This is a genomic window from Streptomyces sp. NPDC056580, assembly GCF_042793175.1.
In the GTDB taxonomy this organism is placed as follows: domain Bacteria; phylum Actinomycetota; class Actinomycetes; order Streptomycetales; family Streptomycetaceae; genus Streptomyces.
Genome location: NZ_JBHTVE010000024.1, coordinates 24,535 through 42,801, shown reverse-complemented (window position 1 = coordinate 42,801; position 18,267 = coordinate 24,535). Strand labels below are relative to the sequence as shown.

11 protein-coding genes and 3 pseudogenes are annotated in these 18,267 nt (G+C 68.5%); 7 read left to right on the top strand and 7 right to left on the bottom strand.

Annotated elements, in window-relative coordinates; translation table 11 throughout:
* Window positions 1-970 precede the first annotated feature (970 nt).
* On the bottom strand, window positions 971-1,792 hold the full coding sequence (locus tag ACFQ9Z_RS36235; protein ID WP_383030188.1) for a LamG-like jellyroll fold domain-containing protein: 822 nt from the start codon (window positions 1,790-1,792) through the stop codon (window positions 971-973).
* Between the two features lie 332 nt (window positions 1,793-2,124).
* Between ACFQ9Z_RS36235 and ACFQ9Z_RS36230 the strand changes: the two genes are divergently transcribed.
* Window positions 2,125-2,610: a DUF4265 domain-containing protein gene (locus ACFQ9Z_RS36230; RefSeq protein ID WP_383030185.1), complete on the top strand. Its 486-nt coding sequence runs from the start codon at window positions 2,125-2,127 to the stop codon at window positions 2,608-2,610.
* 528 nt (window positions 2,611-3,138) lie between these two features.
* On the opposite strand, the pseudogene ACFQ9Z_RS36225 reads toward ACFQ9Z_RS36230, so the two are convergent.
* Window positions 3,139-4,086 (bottom strand): annotated as a pseudogene (locus ACFQ9Z_RS36225) (IS1380 family transposase); the annotation flags it as partial.
* A gap of 309 nt (window positions 4,087-4,395) precedes the next feature.
* On the opposite strand from ACFQ9Z_RS36225, the gene ACFQ9Z_RS36220 reads away from it, so the two are divergent.
* Window positions 4,396-5,112 (top strand): hypothetical protein, encoded by a 717-nt coding sequence (locus ACFQ9Z_RS36220; protein WP_383030182.1) that lies wholly within the window; start codon window positions 4,396-4,398, stop codon window positions 5,110-5,112.
* 26 nt (window positions 5,113-5,138) lie between these two features.
* Here the strand turns inward: ACFQ9Z_RS36220 and ACFQ9Z_RS36215 are convergent, their stop codons facing one another.
* Window positions 5,139-6,323: a pentapeptide repeat-containing protein gene (locus ACFQ9Z_RS36215; protein ID WP_383030180.1), complete on the bottom strand. Its 1,185-nt coding sequence runs from the start codon at window positions 6,321-6,323 to the stop codon at window positions 5,139-5,141.
* A gap of 8 nt (window positions 6,324-6,331) precedes the next feature.
* On the opposite strand from ACFQ9Z_RS36215, the gene ACFQ9Z_RS36210 reads away from it, so the two are divergent.
* Window positions 6,332-6,700, top strand: a complete 369-nt coding sequence (locus ACFQ9Z_RS36210; RefSeq protein WP_383030178.1) for a hypothetical protein — start codon at window positions 6,332-6,334, stop codon at window positions 6,698-6,700.
* Window positions 6,701-7,289: 589 nt separating this feature from the next.
* On the opposite strand, the gene ACFQ9Z_RS36205 is transcribed toward ACFQ9Z_RS36210, so the two are convergent.
* Entirely contained in the window at window positions 7,290-10,373 is a 3,084-nt protein-coding gene (locus ACFQ9Z_RS36205) for an FG-GAP-like repeat-containing protein (RefSeq protein WP_383030176.1), read from the bottom strand.
* A 197-nt stretch (window positions 10,374-10,570) separates the two neighbouring features.
* Between ACFQ9Z_RS36205 and ACFQ9Z_RS36200 the strand changes: the two are divergent.
* Window positions 10,571-10,770 (top strand): annotated as a pseudogene (locus ACFQ9Z_RS36200) (hypothetical protein); the annotation flags it as partial.
* A 115-nt stretch (window positions 10,771-10,885) separates the two neighbouring features.
* Window positions 10,886-11,389 carry a hypothetical protein gene (locus ACFQ9Z_RS36195; RefSeq protein ID WP_383030172.1) on the top strand — a complete coding sequence of 168 codons (504 nt, stop codon included), beginning with the start codon at window positions 10,886-10,888 and terminating at the stop codon, window positions 11,387-11,389.
* On the opposite strand, the gene ACFQ9Z_RS36190 is transcribed toward ACFQ9Z_RS36195, so the two are convergent.
* Entirely contained in the window at window positions 11,384-11,698 is a 315-nt protein-coding gene (locus tag ACFQ9Z_RS36190; RefSeq protein ID WP_383030169.1) for a hypothetical protein, read from the bottom strand. The genes ACFQ9Z_RS36195 and ACFQ9Z_RS36190 overlap by 6 nt on opposite strands.
* Window positions 11,699-11,879: 181 nt before the next feature.
* Here ACFQ9Z_RS36190 and ACFQ9Z_RS36185 point away from each other — a divergent pair, with 181 nt between their 5' ends.
* Window positions 11,880-14,612 carry an FG-GAP repeat domain-containing protein gene (locus ACFQ9Z_RS36185; protein ID WP_383030167.1) on the top strand — a complete coding sequence of 911 codons (2,733 nt, stop codon included), beginning with the start codon at window positions 11,880-11,882 and terminating at the stop codon, window positions 14,610-14,612.
* Between the two features lie 488 nt (window positions 14,613-15,100).
* Here ACFQ9Z_RS36185 and ACFQ9Z_RS36180 read toward each other — a convergent pair whose 3' ends face one another.
* Both ACFQ9Z_RS36180 and ACFQ9Z_RS36175 read right to left on the bottom strand, forming a co-directional pair.
* Complete coding sequence (locus ACFQ9Z_RS36180; RefSeq protein ID WP_383030218.1) at window positions 15,101-16,405, bottom strand: IS4 family transposase; 1,305 nt, start codon at window positions 16,403-16,405, stop codon at window positions 15,101-15,103.
* Between the two features lie 203 nt (window positions 16,406-16,608).
* Window positions 16,609-17,838, bottom strand: a complete 1,230-nt coding sequence (locus ACFQ9Z_RS36175) for an RNA-guided endonuclease InsQ/TnpB family protein (RefSeq protein ID WP_383030165.1) — start codon at window positions 17,836-17,838, stop codon at window positions 16,609-16,611.
* Window positions 17,839-17,851: 13 nt separating this feature from the next.
* Between ACFQ9Z_RS36175 and ACFQ9Z_RS36170 the strand changes: the two are divergent.
* A pseudogene (locus tag ACFQ9Z_RS36170) lies at window positions 17,852-18,059 on the top strand (transposase); the annotation flags it as partial.
* Between the last annotated feature and the right edge of the window lie 208 nt (window positions 18,060-18,267).

Genomic DNA, 18,267 nt, shown 5'->3' with positions numbered 1-18,267 from the left:
TCCGGCCACGTTGAGTGACTGTGGGCCGATGAGCCAGGTCTGCGAGGTTGCCTGAAAATGGCTGTCCGTTCGGGTGATTGGGCCGACAGTTCGGGGCCGTGGACGACCTTGAGGTTCGGCTGAAGGATCTGTTGCTCCCGGCGGTGGCGGACGTAGCGGTGCTGTCGTTCGACGTGAACATCGCGATAGTGCGTGTTGATGTCCGATGCACGACGGCACGCGCGTCATATCCGTTGTGTGGGACGTGGTCGGATCGTGTTCATGGCTCCTACCTGCGGTTTCCCGCTGACGTGCCGAGCAGCGGCAGAAACGTGGTTCTCCCTCTGAGGGGGCGGCGGTTCACCTGCCCAAAAGCCTCCTGCGGGCGCCGGACGTTCGTCGAGCAGATCCCAGGGCTGACGCGTCGCTACCGCCAGCGAACGGAACGGCTTCGCTCGACGCTGTCCGACATCGGGCTGGCACTGGCTGGCCGGGCCGGCGCCCGCATGGCCCGCATGCTGGGCGTCGGCGTCAGCCGGAGCACACTGCCACCTACACGGCGGTACCAGGCCAAGTCGGGCATCCAGGCTCCACCGGCCTCCAGCACCCGCAGGCGTGACGCACGGTTTGGAGCCTCAACGCCTGAGGCGGCGAAGCGGCTGGATGTGGAGGCTGCGGTATCTCTGCGTGAGTTGGTTGGAAGTGCTGTGCAGCATTATCGGTCGGCGCTGGCGACGCTAGGGCCGGGTCGGAGCTTCGACGGCTGGGCCGTTCGAGGCCGCTCAACAGCGGCCAATGACGACCAACGGCGACCACCAGGTGCACGTGCCCACCGCCTCTGAGCAGCGAAAACGCAGGTCGCCAAGATCCCCGGCAAGACCCAGGGCAAGAAGGAGTAGCACGCATGCCCGAGCCTCTGCACGCGGATGTCCTGCGTGCAGAAGCTCGGAAGGGCTTCACGACCTTACGGGCTGGCCGGCCCGCCTGGCACTCAGAGGTCGGGAACTCCCGTCAGGGCAGCCATCTGCTGGATCATCGTCGAGTTCGCGACGCCGGAGTAGGCGCGCACCTCGTCCACGGTGCCCTCGAAGTACTCACCGCGGAGCGCCGAGCGGCCCACCTGAAGGCCGCCCGAGGCCATCCACGAGGTCCTGTCCACGCTAGTGGACGTGTTGGCCAGCTGACCGTTCACATAAAAGCGAAGCTCATGAGCAGGGGCGTCGAAGACGACGGCCAAGTGATCGCCCACGCCGTAGGGATTGTCATCGGGCAAAGCTTGCTCCTCGGTGATAACCACTTGCGGAGCATTCGCCTTGTCCTTGGTGGACACCACGACTTCCCACTTCCCGCTTGTCGCCTGATACCGGATCGCGATGCGGTCGGCGTCAGAGCCCGGAAGTGACAAGACGGTCTGCGTCCTGTGGTCGGCTGCGGCCAAGCGAGCGCGAGCGGCGAGAGTGAAGCTCCCGTCCCCGCCGACCGGTGCCGCGGATGTCGCCGCCCAGTCACCGTCGCCGTCGAGCCTGAGATCACCCTGATCAACCAGTGCGGGATCTCCGAAAATGTCCTCGTTGTGGTAGATCCAGGCATCGCCGTTCAAAGTCAGCGGCAGGCCCTCAGGCTCCACATTGGGAGCGATTCCGCCGGGCGCCTCCTCCAAGGGCCAGTAGCCCTCTCGGCTCAGCGGCGTCTCTCCAGCCCGAAGGCCGTGTCCCTTGCCGGCTGCGTACGCGACGCCAGGGAGCGCACCGAGTGTGAACGAGAGCGCGATGGCGCCCAACGCCACCAACGCGGCACGGTATCTGTCGTGCATGATCCCCCTTTGAAGAATCCGGCCAAAATGCTGGAGTGATCTTCCAGCCTGGCTCCTTCGGGCGCAAGGAGTTTCGGTCGTCCAGCTCACACATCGGCCTGCCTTCGAGGCAGCCGAGTATGACCAGGCAGAGCAACTGCGCTGAGCGGTGCGGTACAGCAGCGGAGTACAGCAACCGCCAGGGCCGTAGCCGACCGCCAAGAACCGTCAGGGGCCGGCTGACCGGCTCACTGCCGCTCACTGACCACCGAGCCGAGAGTTCGGGACGAAGAGGTCGCCTTTAAAGGAGGGCCCCTCCAGGCGGCCCCGTCTGACGCGTGCATCCTGGCAGCATGACGAATCCCGGCGGCCCGTACGTCAAGGTGCACTTCCGGCTTGAGGTGCAGGACGACTGGCCTCCGGCCTCGGTGGAGAGCCTGTGGGCCATCGACCAAGGTGATGGCACCGTGCGGCTCGACAACATCCCCTGGTTCGTCCGAGGCATTGCCTGCGGGGACGTCGTGGCCACGGAACCCGACGAGGACGGGGTGCGATGGGCTGGCGAGGTGGTTCGGCGTTCGGAGAACTCCACCATCCGCCTCATCGTGTTCCGTGACGGCGGCTCGGGCCCGGCACGGCAGAGCGTGATCAACGCGTTTCAGCAACTCGGCGTCGCTGGCGAGGGCATAGAGCGGTTCGGCATGGTTGCCTTGGACGTCCCGCCCTCCGCTGACCTCGCCAAGGTGCAGAGGCTGCTCAAGCACGGCGTAGCCGAGGAGTGGTGGGACATGGAGGAGGGGTGTATCACCGCTCAATGGCGGGCCACTTCCGTCGGCTGACGCCGGTCATGTGGGCCATGGCTGGGCCGCCCCTGGGCCGTCCGAGGCCGCTCGGCAGTGGCCAATGACGACCAACGGCGACCACCAGGCGCACGTGCCCACCGCCTCTGAGCAGCGAAAACGCAGGTCGCCAAGATCCCCGGCAAGACCCAGGGCAAGAAGACAGGCCCTGACGCGCCCGAGGAGATGCCGTCGGCACCAGGGGCAGGGCAGGGCCGGACACAGAGGTGGCGAGCACGGGCTGCGGCAGCTTCCAGGTCATGGGCGATGCCTTCCACAGGCTGCTGCGTAGCTCTGCCCGAGCGGTCGGTCGGCACTGTCGCTGCTTGCGTGTCTGGACGGCGGATCAGCAGCTGCTCACGGCTCGGCCGTCGGTTTCCCCGTGAGGGTTCTGGTTGAGCGGAAGGTGCAACCATGTGAAGTTCCAGGCGAGTTGACCGGATTGGACGGAGGCGGGGTATGGCGGCCGTGCGGTGGGTGGTGGCGGTGGTGGCCTCGGTTGCGGCGTTCTTTGCCGTGGCTGTGCCGTGGGCGGTGTCGTTCCTTGCGGACGATCAGCCGCATGCCGCTGGGCCAGCCGTCCAGCAGCTTGCCCGTGAGCTCGGCGACCCAGGCTCCGTCGCGGACCTGGCCGCCGACCTCGACGGCCGGTGTCCAGGCTGGGCCGGGGATCTTCAGCACGTGCTGGTGGATCGCCTCGGTGATCACCATGCCGACCGAGTAGGACAGCCATCGGCCTCGCTTCGCGAGCCAGGACACGAAGTCGTGGGTGCCGCCGGCGGAGTCCGTGCGGATCAGCGTCCGCCGTCCTCGCCGGTACTTCTTCGGCAGTTGAGCCAGGGCTCGTTGGGCGGTGGTGATGTGGTCGGCGGCCGTGTTCGAGCCCGCGTTCCCCGGTCTGAGGAGAGCGGCGACCGGCTCTCCGGTTCCGCCCGGGCCGTGGTCGACGAAGGCTGTCAGGGGGTGATGGCCGTAGGTCTTCTTCCAGGTCGCGGCCGCATCCTCCTTGTCGGAGTGCGCGATCACGAGGACGCCGTCGATGTCGACCGTGACCCGTCCATCAGCGTCCGGGGCGTTCTTGCCCGCCAACGACCAGACCCGGCTGCGGACTTCGGCCCGTGCGGACCGGATGGCCTGCAGGGCTTTCTCGTCGGAGCCGGCGAGGGCGTCGATCAGGCGGGAGACCGTCGGGTCGGAAGCGACCGGCCCGAAGACAGCCGGCTCACATCTCAGCATCGCGACGTCCGCGAGGCAGTCCCCGCCCAGCGCGACCGCCAGAGCAAGGTCCAGAAGGATCTTCCCAGGAACGTGGACGGCCCGCGGTTTGCGCCAGGACGCCAGGGCTGTGGATATCGCCTGGTCAAGGCCGATCTTGCGGACCGTCTCCAGCAGCAGGACCGCACCGGCCTGCGAGGCCACCCGCCGACCGTCTGCCTGGACACGGACACGCGGGTACGACGAGATAGGCTCTCTCACCTGGAAAGTGCTCTTTTCCTTGCGGCCAACAGGACCCTCAGCAAGTCCCATCGTTGCAGGTCAAGGGCATTTTCCGCGTTTCTGATCAACTCCTGGACAGCTCACCTCGTGAAAGCGCGAGGTTAGCGCGGCAGCATCCGCCCCAACGGAGCCGGCTTCCAGGTCCGGGTCTATGCCGGCCGCGACCCGCTCACGAAGAAGGACATCTACCTCCACGAGCAGGCCGAGACGGAGACCGAGGCGGAGAAGACCCGCACCAAGCTCCTGCACCAGGTCGACGAGAAGCGCCACCGCAAGACGCAGGTGACCATGTCGTTTCTGCTCGACCGGTGGCTGGGCGTCGCCCAACTCGACGAGACCTCGTATGACCGGGCCGAGGGCATCATCCGCAACTACCTCAAGCCCACCTTCGGCGACCTCAAGGCGGGCAAGCTGACGGCCGAGACGCTGGAGCTGTTCTACGCCCGTCTCCGGCAGTGCCAGGGCCAGTGCGAAGGCCGGCGCAACGGCAAGACCGACCCCAAGACGAAGCATAAGCACCTCTGCGAGCCACTAGCCGCGAACTCCGTCCGCAAGATTCACTTCATCCTGCGCCCGGCGCTCAACCGCGGCCTGCGCTGGGGATACGTGACGACAAACGTGGCGGCCCTCGCCGAGCCGCCATCCCAACCCAAGCCGAACCCCGACCCGCCCACTCCCGAAGAGGCAGCCCTGGTTCTGAACACTGCCTGGCAGCGGGAGCAAGAGCACGGTGTCCGAGGGACTGAAGCGCGCGACGGCCACCACGCAAAAGCGCGTCGAGGAGCTCGCCCGGTTCATGAGCCTGATGGTGTCGATCCTCGAAATCGTCAGGTGGGCCGTCCCGGCGATCACCGCCCTCCTGAGGCTGCCGCTCGGGATCTTCTTCGGCTGACCTGTATCGCACGGTCCCGGTCCGATTCCACGGGCAGGGCGCCGCCCTGCCCTGCTGCAGCGGCACGGGAGCCCCAGCCGTACCACTGCAGCATCCCGAAAGCGACCGATTGAGCCTGTCGGCTGCTACGGATTGGGGGCTACCAGGTCGACGGCAGGCTGACGGTCATAGGACTAGCAGTGCGGACGGCAACAAGAAGCCGATCGGGAGCTGAGCCACTCGCGTTGCTGAAGGACACCGTGCTGCCGGAGAACATCACACCGCGGAAGCACACCTTGCCGCCGGAGAACGTCGCACCGCGGAAGTGCACCGTGCCGCCGGGGAACCTCGCACCGCTGAAGTACACCGCGCCGCCGGGGAACCTCGCATTGTCGAAGGACACCACGCAGCCGGAGAACACCGCCTTGCCGAAGTACACCGTGCCACCGGAGAACCTCGCGCCGCGGAAGGACACCGTGCCGCCGGGGAAACTCGCATTGTCGAAGGACACCGTGCCGCCGGGGAAACTCGCATTGTCGAAGGACACCGTGCCGCCGGAGAACACCGCGTTGCCGAAAGACACCGTGCCACCGGAGAACCTCGCATTGTCGAAGGACACCGCGCCGCCGGAGAACGTGGCGCCGCTGAAGGACACTGTGCCGCTGGAGAACGTGGCGCCGCTGAAGTCCATGTCGCCGTCGATGGCGACGTCGGTGAGGTCGAGGTCGCAGCCCTGCCAGGAGCGGTGGGTTCCCGGGGGGCGTCGGTAGTGGTCGCCGATGAGGCGCAGGATCGTGTGCCGGACCTTGCGAAAGGCCAGGTAGCGGTGGTGTTCCTCTTGGTGGGCGGGGTCGTTGCCGGGGTCGGGGGTGAAGGGGAGCTGGAGGTAGGCACACAGAACGTCGATGCAGGTCTGGCGCAGGCTGTCGTCGGGGGCGTCGTCGGCGAGGCCGGCCAGGGCGTGCACTGCGCCGAGGCGGACCGCAGCGGATTCCTCACCGAGCTGGCCGACGGCGGTGGTGAAGCGTTCGGTATGCAGGCGGGTGGCTTCCCGCAGGGCTCCGTCCTCGTCGACGCGCTGGCGCCGGTATGCCACCACCAGGGCGACCAGGGCCCCGGCGCCGGCGACCACCCCGAAGGACAGCTTCACCAGGTCGAAGAGGGCCGTGGAGTCGATACGGTGCTCGGGCTTGAGCCCACGGGCGCTGAGCAGGTCCCATCCGGTGTAGAACACCCCGGCCGCCACCAAGACCGCCACGGTGAAGGCCAGGGCGAGGACCAGACCGACCGGCCACAGCCGCAAGCCGCGCTGCTGGGTCCGGCGTCGGGGTAAATGTGCATTCATATCCTCTCATGACGCTCCAGATCTGCTGCCGGTTGCGGCCCTCCTTCGCCGGCCAGGACGGAGAGCAGGGTGCGGGTGGCCCGTACCGGGCATGTGGCGGGGTTGGAGCCGCAGGGCACGGCCACCTCGCCGTGCCGCTTGAGCTTGCCCACGACCACGCATCGGCCGGCCTCACCAGTACGAAGAAGAACCTGGCCGAGGAGATCGACCAGGTGGTCACCCGCACCCTTGCAGGCTCCTGGGACAACACGGACGCCCGCAACCGAGGCGTCCGCCGCGCCACCGCCGCGGTCTTCCGCCGGTACACGCTGAAGCCGGTAGGGGAGCCGTACGACTCCACCGTCGCCTACATCGAAGCTCACTACCTCGTCGACTGACGAATGCACAAACCCCGGCCATCTGTCGTGCGGCGTAGCCGCTCCGCTCTGTCTTGACCCGCAGACGACGGCCGGGCGCGGCACGTCTCATAGCGCGGCATGTCCGGGAGCGCAGTTGGTCGTGGCGCGGTTGGCCTTCCTCGCGCGCGGTGGGGGCGTCCGGCCACGAGGGGATTTCTCCAGACCCCTACAGGGGCGCGGCAGCAGTTCCTCCCGGGGAACTCCGGCCGGGGGCCAGTTGCTCGCGGCCCCCGGTGTAACAACGTGGCTTCCTTGTACGTCCAGTCTGGTGAGCGAGTCACCTGGGCTCCTCCTGCGCGTACCTTCCGGCTGGCGTGCAGACAGCCGACCTGGGCGCTGAACTCTTCAGTGCACAGTTGGGAGACCTGTTCTGCGCAGTGCGCAGTTGCCGAGAGATGGCGGCCGCGTATCACGAGGTGGCCCCAAAGGGACGGCCTCCGCTGGCACGCCAAGCGCTGGCACGCCCGCAGGCCGAAGCCGCCCGCCAGGCCGCCGCACCACCTGCTCGTGGACAGGGCCTCCTCAAATGCTGAGGAGGCCCTGTCCACGGCTTGGTCGTCCAGCGGGCTCAGAACAGGGCCTTGTACCCCTGCCAGCCGGTGGCGATCTTCGAGCGCGCCCCGAAGGAGCCCTTACCGTTGCCGGTGCTGCGCCACAGGTTGCCCGAGGTGTCGCGGGAGACCAGGTCCGCCCTGCCGTCACCGGTGATGTCCCCGAGACCGACGACGGCGTTGTAGGACGCTCCCCAGTCGTTGAACACCTTCACCCGGGCCTTGAACGTGCCCGAGCTGGTGCCCTCGTAGCGCCAGAGCTCGTTGGACTTGTCCTGGGCGAGCAGATCGCCGCGACCGTCACCGTTCAGGTCGCCCGCGCCCACGATCTTCTTGTATCCGGTCCACCGGGAGTAGAGCTTGGTGCGCGCCGAGAGCTTGCCGGTGCTCGTCGCCTTGAAAAGGTAGACGTCTCCGGTCGACGACTGGCGCGCGATCAGGTCCGCACGTCCGTCACCCGTGATGTCCCCCGGCGAGGTCAGGATGTCGTACTGGTTCCAGCCCGAGGTACCGAGCGAGGTGTACGGCGTCGACGGCGTCAGCGCCTTGCCGCAGCCCGGCTTGTACGCGCGCAGGGCGCCGCTGCTGAACCGCACCAGCACGTCGTTGCACCGGTCGCCGTTCAGATCGCCGTACGGCACCGCCTTGACGGTCGTCGGCCAGCCGGAACCGGTGGTCTTGGTGGAGAACTTCCCGGCGCCGCCGCCCCGGTGGTAGGTCAGGGCACCCGAGCCGTTCAGCGTCAGCAGCTCGCCGAAGCCGTCCGAGCCGATGAAGTCACGGGGCACGGCGGCGCCGCCGCTGAGCTTCACCGTCCCGGACTTGGTAAGACTAGCGCCCTGCCCGTCAGCAGGCGTGGCGGTCAGCGTCCAGGTGTAGGCCCCGTTCGGCACCAGCCGGCCCGATCCGTCCTTGCCGTTCCACGCCGTGCTCACCAGGCCACGCGCCAGGCCGCCGGAGAGGGTGCGGACGGCCCCGCCGGTCGCCTTGTTCGTGATCACGAGCTTCCAGGAGGCGGCCGGCTTGTTCAGCCACCACTTGGGGCTCCACTGCCCGGTTCCTCCCTTGACGTCCACCGACGTGGCGACGGTGGCGTCGAGCTGGGAGAGGACGGAGACGGGGACGCCACTGGGGACCAGGTGGATGCCGCTGTCCTCGCCGACATAGGCGATCACGCCGGTGTACGGGTCGACGTCCCAGGGGCGCCAAGACTCGAACCCCCCGGCGGTGTGCGACACCGGTGTCCCGCTGCGGACATCGGTCACCTTCAGGTGCCCGTCCTCCTCGGTCGCGACGAAACCGTCACCGAGCCCCGCGCGCCCCCAGTCGGGCCCGTCGATCAGCCGCAGGTTCGTCCGCTTCACGGTGTCGTAGACACCCTGGCCCTCCGCGGAGCCCACGCAGGTCCACAGCAGCCACCGCCCGACGGCCTGGAGGTTCTCCAAGAGGCACCCGTTCCCGAACCACACCTCAGTGCCGCGCTGCCCGGTCAGGACGTCGACGGGGACCACGCTGTTGTTGCTGTCCCGCACCCACAGGGTGGTGCCCCACATCGCCACGACGCTCTCCATCGTGGTGAACACCGTGCGCCCGCTGTCAACGTCCATGAACCGGATCTCGTGCCCGGTGCCCGTGTACGGTCCCATCAGGCCGGCGAAACGGCCGCTGATGGCCGCGGTCCGCATGTAGGTGCGGGAGCTGTCGATCCGGGTGCCGGGCAGGGACTGGGTCGGCCCCAGAAGCTGGGGCTGCAGGTCGGCGGTGGGGCCGCCGCGGTTGAGGCCGGTGACGACCGTCCGGCCGTCACCGCTGTCCTGGAGGCTCGGGCACTCCCCGTTCCAGCAGTTGTCGTAGTCCGCGGGCACCGGGCCACGGACGGTGCGCGTCCCGACCGTGAGGGAGCCGGCCACGCCGGCGTCGCGGGTGTAGAGGAAGGTCCTCGCCTGCGCGGGGTCCCGCTCCAGAGTGTTCAGCCGCCCCTGGGTCAGGGTCAGCTGGGAGACCTGGTGGACGGTCTGCTGGGGGTGGGCGTCGGCGATCCTGCGGAGGGTCACTCCGCCACCGTCGGCGGCCTCGATGACGGAGACGCCCCAGTGGTCCGTGTCGGACCCGCCCGGTACCAGGAGACGGCCGTCGGGAGTGGGCAGGGCGAGCCCGCGCGACCTGGCCAGCAGCGTCTTTGTGGTGGAGCCGTCGAGGGCGACGGCTTCGACCCGCCAGACCGGAAGGAAGTAGTCGTAGCGGCCCAGGGAGGAGTCGTAACGGGACACGATGAGGGTGTCACCGATCATACCGTGCAGCTGCCCGTCGCCGGCGAGCGGCACCGTCCGTGGGGCGGCGGTCAGGTCCTGGCGGGAGGAGATGGAGACGGTCCCGTCCTGCCACCACATCAGATGGGTGGGGGTGACCGCGATATGCCCCGGAGTCAGATCGACGTTGTAGGGCAGCGGGATCCACCGTCCCTGGTCGGCATCGAGCCAGCCGGCGTGGCTCACCATGCCCCGCCGGTACTGCACGACCTGACCGTGCGCATCGCCCAGCGCCGCGTTGACCTCGTACATGTCGTCGATGACGTCGGGGAGGCCCTCCACCGCACGGTCTGTGAGAGAGCCGTCGTCCTGCGGGTCGAGCAGATGCAAGGCGGCGTCGGTGCCCAGGGATCCGGCGATCGTCACGACCGTCGACCCGAGGGTGTTCCAGTACCGGTGTCCGCTGGGAAGTGTGACCGTACGCGACTCACCGGTCGACATGTCCCGCAGCGTCACGGTCCTGGAGGTGTCGTCGTAGCGGGCGACGACATCCGAGCCGGCACCGAAATCGGGGGTGCCGAAAGGGTCCGTGCCGGAGGCGTCGACGACCGTGTCCGCACCGGCGTAGCTCGTCCACAGGTAGCCGCCGTCGGACTCGTAGCGGAGGAACCCCGAGGGCCCTGCGCTCAGCAGGCTCGTCCGGGGGACCATGGCCGTGGTGGCAGGGACGACCACCTCCCCGGGGACCGCTTCACCGTACGCGGTACCAGCCGTCAGCGGTGCCAGGCCCGAGGCGAGCGTCATTGACACGGCGGCGGCGACAGCGCCGCGTATGAGGGAACGTCTGGCCACGCAGGACCTCTCTGGAAGACATAAGGCGAAGGCCCCAGGAGATGTCCCTGCGACGCGGCCACGCGCCGCACGTCACGAACCGGCGATAACACCAGGCCCGCCCCCCGGGTAAGCGCGTGATCTTAACATTCTCCCGCGCACAACCGACCCAGCCGCGTCCGCCTCAGGCAGCGAAGGCTCGGTCCAGCCAGTGCCCGAGGCATCTGCACACGTTGCGCCGGCAGTTCCCCGACCTGGGCCCGGAGGAGATCGCCGACCACCTGGTCACCGGTGCGGTGCGAAGACCGAGGCCGTAGGAGCGGGCGTGAGGTCGGCCGCGGCGCTGCCCACGCCCCCGGCCACGCCCCTCGCCATGCCCGCGGAGCTGGCCGCGGGCATCCTCGGAACGGCGGCGGTCGCATGCAACCGGCTTCCGCGTCAGTTGTGTTGCCTGCTAGGAACTGTCCGGGCGATCACGGTTCGGTGTGCAAGGCCATGGCTTGCTTGTCGGCGCAGTCCCATAGCCTGCGCTCATGACGACCGCTGAGTCCGGATCTTTTTCGAGTGCGGCCCTTGAGGAGTACCTCTCCTTGATCGACGAGCTGCTCGCACAGCCTTTCCCGGAGGCGAACTTCCATGACGACACCGAGTGCGGTGGCCCTGAGTATCGTGTCCGCATCCTGCGAGCCAGTCAGGAGTTCTGGGATGACGATGACGGCCAGGCGGCGCGCGAGGCTGACGCAGACCTGCGGGCCTACCTGGACGCCCTGATCGCAGCCCTTACGGCACGCTGGGGCGAGCCGCTCGTCGTTGACCTGTTGCCGTATCTGCGGGCCGGCCTCGAGGGGGAGGCGGTGTCTGAGCCGATCAACTGCCTGAGCCAGCTGACTGGAAGCATGCAGGCGTGGCCGCACCGGGATCCCGGTCGCTGGCTCGGGCTCGCCATTGGACAGGGGGATAAGGAGTTGCCGCTCCAACTGCTCGCGGCGGTTGGCCAGACCCTTGCGCTTGAGCCGAGCGCGTCCGGTCGGTCATGAGCGGACCCAGATGATCGCTGTTGCCACAGTGACCGTTCCGAGGAAGACGTAGCCGCGCTTGTCGTAGCGAGTGGCCACGGCCCGGGACTGTTTGAGCTTGTTGATCGCCCGCTCGACGGTGTTGCGTTTCTTGTAGCGGTCTTCGTCGAAGCCTGGTGGCCGTCCGCCTCGTGAACCTTTGCGCAGGCGGGCGACCTTGCTGTCGGCCTTCTCCGGGATCGTGTGGCGGATGCCGCGACGTCGTAGGTACTCGCGGCACGGGCCGTTGCTGTAGCAGCTGCTTGGTGCAGGCGACGTCGTCGTCTGCACGGGATGACCCCTCGGCGCGCGCTTCCGGACCGCCGCACGCTGATACGCTCCCGGCGCACAAAACATGTACAGGTCAATTGGGCCTGTTGGGGTCACAGCTATCAGGGTCGAGGGACCGGGGGGTTCCGTGCAGGGCCACAAGATCGTACGACGTCGTCTGCTCGGCCGAGGGGCCATGGCCATGGCCGCGGCCGTTGCCCTGGCCGCAGGTGCCCTGGCCGCCGTGCCGGCGGGGACGGCGCTGGCCGTCGGCGAGGACGAGATCATCCTGCCCGCCGCGGACCGGACGGCCACGCGCAACCCGGTGTTCGGGGGCTTCGGCGACACCGGTGTGCTGTCGAGCCCGGAAGGCACTGTCGGCTTGCGCTGGACCGACTACGCGACGGGCCAGACCAGGGACGTGACCGAGTTCGCCGGCACCCAGCGACCCAACGGGCTCGCCCAGTCGGACACCACGTTCACCCTGTCGACCGACGCCGAGGGGCGACGCGTCGTCCAGTTCCGTGCGATCGGCTCCGGCGCGGACAAGGGCACGGTGACTGTCCCGACCGGCCTGACATACGCCGGTACCGCGGGCGAGGGCGTCGTCGTCGCCTACCTGGGCAGCTCCGTCAACGTGCGCGAAGTACACCTGCTGAAGACGGCGGCCGAGGGCGGCACCAGCGACACGATCCTGACCGGCTGGCCCGCCGACGCGAAGCTCCTCGCGGTGAGCGAGCGTGACGACCGCTCGCTGCTCATGCGCTACCGCGTGCCCACGGAGGACCCCGCGGTCTTCCTCGACCAACTCGTCCTCGTCGACATCCACGACGGATCCTGGGCCAAGGTATTCAGCCCCTACAAGGCGGGCTCGGCCCGGTCGCTCTTCCTGAGCAAGGACTACGTCGGCTGGTGGTACCCGGGGAGCGGCGCGCGGCTGCTGCGCCGCGACGCGCTCGACGGACCGGTGACCGCGGTTCCAGGCCAGGGCACCGAAGGGAAGACCGAGTTCACGGTCATTGGTGACGACGTCGTGGTGGCCACGTACGGCGACGAGACCCGTGCCGTGCTCACCAGACCCCTGACCGACGCCGGCGAGTGGCGCACGCTGCTCCCACGGATGGACGGCTGGATCTGGCATTCGGCGGACGGGTCGGCCATCGTGGCGGGCGGTCCTGACAAGGCGGACTGGGGCGTGTACCGGCTCTCCGAGACGCCGGACGGACAGATCGCCGCCCAAGAGCTGATGGACCTGCCGCCGGTGCCCGCGCCCGTCGACGGGCTGTCGCTGGCAGGCGGCACCCTGGCCTGGACCGACCAGACCTCGTCCCCGGCCTACGACGTCATGTTCAACACGCGCACGGTGTCCGCCGACGCGGTCCCCGAGGTCGGACCGGTCCGGCAGGCCGGCGGATGGGTGAAGCCGTGTCAGGTTCATTACGGCTGCGTCCGGCTGGTCGGGGCCGGTGACGGGTCCGTCGTCTACTCCGACCTGGACTCCACCCAGTGGGTCCACCGCCGTACACCCACGGGTGAGGTCCAGACGCTGACGGTGCCCGGCTTCTACGGCGAGGTGCAGGCCGCGGAGGGACGGTACGCGCTGCTGTCCGGCGGCGCGAACAGGAAGCAGTTCGTCGTCGACTGGACGCAGTCCAAGGTCGTGTCGACGCGCACGGCGAACGCCGCCGCCCTGTGGGACGGGCAGCTGTGGACCACGACGTCCACCGCGGGGCACCTGTCGATGAGCCGCCTCGGATCAACCGTTCCGGCGGTCGATGTCAACGTCGGCTCGGCGTGCGTATCCAGCGAGTTGCAGGTCAACGGCCGCTTTGTGTACTGGGTTTGCGCCGCGCAGAAGAAGGCCGGAGTCTTCGACCGCTCCCGAGGGCGATCGATGGCCGTGCCGACGGGTGACGCTCTGCTGGCCAACGGGTTCCTGGTCCGCCACGACAACGCCCGCGGCAAGCTGGTGCGCACCGACGTCCGCTCCGGGCAGGCGGTCACCGGCGACGTGGCCGATCTGCCCGCCTCGTCCAACCTCTGGCCGGAGGGCACGACCTCGGACCGCCGAATCCGCTGGACCCTCGACCCGTACGGGAACCGGGTGGCGTTCGTGGACGCCGACGAGCGCATCCATATCCTCACCGCCGGTTCCCTCGCGGCGCCGGTCCTGCGGGACCACGCGGGGCGGGACGGCCTCGGCGACCTGCTCACCCTCAACTCCTCCGGCACGCTGACGTTCCAGCAAGGCACGGGCGAGGGCACGTTCTCCGGGAAGGTCAGCGGCAGCGGCTGGGCGACCGGCATCCGTCCGGTGCCCGTCGGGGACCTGAGCGGGGATCGTTGCAACGACGTCCTGGTCCGGCTGAGCAGCGGCACCCTGCGGCTGTACAAGCCGGCCTGCGGGGAGGCGCTGAAGCCGACGACGTCGTACACGACGCTGGGCACCGGCTGGAACCAGTACGACGTCCTCACCTCCCCCGGTGACATCTCCAAAGACGGCCGTCCTGACCTGATCGCCCGCAATGCTTCCACGGGCGCGGTGTACCTGTACAAGGGCGCGAGCGGCGGCAAGCTCGCCGCGCGCGTGAAGTTGTACGACAACTGGAAGACGTACAAGAAGGTCGTCGGGGCCGGGGATCTGAACGGCGACGGGATCGGCGATCTCGTCGCGCAGGACAAGTCGAACAACCTGTACCGGTACTTCGGGAAGGGCAACGGCACCTTCGCCCCGCGCGTGAAGATCGCCGCCGGCTGGGGCGCCGCGTACAACGGGGTCGTCGGGGTCGGGGACATCACCGGCGACGGGAAGGTCGACCTGATCGCGCGGGACACCGCCGGGAATCTCTTCCGGCAGGCCGGTTACGGCAACGGGTCCTTCGCCGCGCGCGCGAAGATCGCCACCGGCTGGCAGAGCTACAGGGGCATTTTCTAGCCAAGTCGTGACGTGTGTCATGCCCCGCGTGGAGATCGCTGGGGGCATGACAGACCTTCGGCGCCTTCCTGCCCTGTGTCGTCAAGGCGGAGGACGCCCATGCGGGCCCGCACCGAGGGGCGTCTAGCAGCTGATGTGTGACGGGCGCTCCCCCACCAAAGTTCTCTGGGAGCCGCTTGGGAGCCGACCTGCTCCCAAAGCCCCTTCCACACCACCCGAGACCAACCGGGACCACGCCTCTGACCAGCGCAAACACGATCCTCGCTGGCAAGAACGGCAACCGAACCTCATTCGGGACGAAGAGGTCGTGGGTTCATATCCGCCACCCTGGCAGTGAGTGGCGCTCCGACCTCACACGCCTACCAGCGCAGAGTCCGGCATGTCTCGTCTTCTTCCGATTCCGAGGGATGCCGCCGTCCGAGGGCTACTGTCCAGACCCAGCGACGCTGCTTGACATCCTCGCCCGCCTAAAGGACAAGGCCATGAAGTTAGGGGCCGTTGGGTGCTGTCAACAGGATGTCGATGCTGACGGTGGCCCTGTAGGTGCGTCGGTCGACGCGCAGGCTCTTGTAGGCGTAACGGGACATCGGACGTTTCACGGCGCGGGGACTAAGGCGTAGTCGGCGGGCGGGCATGAGGTTGTCCAGGACTGCCCGGCCGATGGCGCCCACGAGGTCGATGGTGGTGTCGGCGATCACGCCTGCGGCCCGGATGACCTGGTCGCGGGCGGTGTGGAGGGCGACGCTGAAGCTGGCCCGGTCCGGGTCGGCTTCGGGGACGGTGCTGGTGGCGTCGGCGATGGCGATCCTGATCACCTGGTAGACGGTCAGTAGCGCGTAGATCTCCTGCGCGATGCCCGGCAGGGTGCGGGAGCGCAGCACGCGGCGGCCGAGCATGGACTGCTTGACCGCGAAGTAGGCGGACTCCACTTCCCATCGCTCGTGATACAGCCTGACCAGCTCGAATGCCGGATACCGGCGCGGGTCGAGCAGGGTGGTGGCCAGGCGGTAGACGCCGGTGTGCCTCCCGCCGGCAGTGGAGATGGTGATCTCGCATTCGATGATGCGGACCTCCACTGTGCCGATCTGGGACAGGAAGGAGCCGTCGTCGAAACGGCGCAGGACGGGCGGCTTGCGCGTTGCGGAGAGTCGGGCCAGGAAGTCGGCGCCGGTGCCGGCCACGGCTTGGAGGAAGGCGTTGGTGGCAAATCCCCGGTCCAGCAGCACGATCATGCCTTGCTGCGTCGAGCGCAGCAGGCGGCGTCCCAGGACGGGCTCGCCGGGTTTGCGGGGGCCGAAGACGGCGTCGATGACGGCGCGGGTGCCGCAGGCGACCAGGGCGATCAGCAGGACCTGCGGGTAGCCGGAGGCGGTGGTGTACTGGTTGGCCCCTTTGCCCAGCCGGGCCCGCACGTCCGCGTCGTCGGCGACGTCCAGGTAGGTGCCGTCGATCGCGACGACCAGCAGTCCGGCCCAGCGGGTGCCGGCCGTGCGGACCGCCGAGGCCGGGCCGCGCAGCAGGTCGAACAGGGCCCGCACGGGGCGCACGCCGAGCCGGGTGCGGGCGTGCCACAACGCGGTCGCGGTCACCGCCGGCAGAGGCAGTGTCTCAAGGGCGCCGGTCAGCTTGCGCAACACGGTCGGGTAACCGCATTCCTCGAACAGGGTGGCCGCGAGCAGCAGGTAGACCACCACCCGGGCCGGCAGCTTCCGCAGCCGCTGCTGCACAGCCCCGCACTCGGCGAGGACCGCATCGACCATCTCGAACGGCACGACCTGGGTTAACTCGCCCAGATGTCCCGGGGCGAAGACGCCTTCGGCTACCGCGATCTCACGCGTGATGACAGACTGTCCGGACAGCGGAGCCTCCGGTCCTTGAACGGCTTGTCTTGGCGGACCAGCCAGTTCTACCGGGGCTCCGCTTCTCGCGTCCGGCGTCCTTCCAGATCAGCCCTCACTTGCGGCCACGACCCGACCCCTAACTTCATGGCCTTGGCCTAAAGGAGGGCGATTCCCGTCTGCCGCACCGTTGTCGGGTGCGGTTCCGGGTGGGTTCCCGCTTCGCCGCGCTGTGCGGGGACGGGTCCCCGTCCTACCTGCGCTCCACGGGCTGTCACGGCCAGTCCGGCCGCCTTGGCGACGTTGACCGCCGCGTTGATGTCTCTGTCCAGGACGGCCCCGCATGCCCTGCACGTCCACACGCGGACGTGCAGGGGCTTGGGGCCGTCCTTGACGCCGCACCGCGAGCACACCTGGGAGGTCGGCTGGAACCGGCCGATCTTCACGAAGGTGCGCCCGTACCGGGCGGCCTTGTACTCCAGCATGGTCACGAACGCCGACCATCCGGCGTCGTGCACGGACTTGGCCAGACGTGTGCGGGCGAGCCCTTTCACCGCCAGGTCCTCCACCGCGACCGCTTGGTTCTCGACGATCAGCTTCGTGGAGAGCCGGTGGTGGAACTCGCGGCGCGCGTCCGCGACCCGGACGTGTGCCCGGGCGACACGGATCCTGGCCTTGTCCCTGTTCTGGCTGCCTTTCTCCTTGCGGGACAGCGCCCGCTGCGCCTTCTTCAGGCGTTTCTCGGCCCGGCGCAGGAAGCGCGGGCTGTCGATCTTCCGGCCGTCGGAGAGGACCGCGAAGTGCCCGAGCCCGAGGTCGATGCCCAGCTCGGGCGTCGTCTCCGGCAGGATTTCCTCCGGGCCGGTCTCGACGACGAAGCTCGCGAAGTACCGGCCGACCGAGTCCTTGACCACGCTCACCGTGGACGGCGTCGAGGGCAGCGTCCGCGACCACTTCACCCGCACGTCTCCGATCTTCGGCAGACGCAGCTTCTGCCCGGGAGTGATCGACCAGCGGGCGTTCGCGGTGAACCGGACGGCCTGCCGGGCGTCCTTGCGGGACTTGTACCGGGGCGCACCCACGCCCGGACGCTTGCCCTTCAGCGCGTCGAAGAAGTTCCGGTACGCCGTATCCACGTCGCGCAGGGCCTGCTGCAGGACGACCGCCGACACCTCGCCGAGCCACGACCGTTCCGGGGTCTCCTTCGCCTGGGTGATGAGCTGCTTCGAAAGATCCCCGGTCCTCGGGAACGGCAGCCCCTGGCTGCGGGCGGTCTCCCGGACCCTGAGAGCGTCGTTGTAAACCATCCGCGCGCACCCGAACGCCTTCGCCAACGCCGTGCGCTGAGCGGTGTTCGGGTACAAGCGGAAGCTGTACCGAAGCTGCACGCGGCCCATGATATTCCCGCCGAAGATCGCCGTGACCAGGCTGGTGAACTCCCTCAAGGGCGTGCCCTCCCGCAGGCTCCGCCAGGCGTTCCCCGATCTCGTCCGTCACTACTGGCGGGCGCAACGCCCTTTGGTCCGGCCCGTACTTCGCCGGGTCGGTCGGCTGCGCGCCGCTCAGCATCCTGAAGCAGTACATCGAGCAGCAGAACCGGCCGCTCTGACCAGGGCTGAGGTGACCAGCGCGGATCCGCGCCCATAGCTGAGGTCAGAGCAGGCTAAAGATTCGCTTCACCACCGGGCTGAAGCCCGGTGCACTGCAAATAGACCCGGTAGCCGCCGTTGGCCGCGAGCTCCTCCTTGGTCGCCAGGCTGGTGCCCAGGCAGAGCAGGAACACAAGCGGAACAGGGCTTACCAATCTCCCAAATATC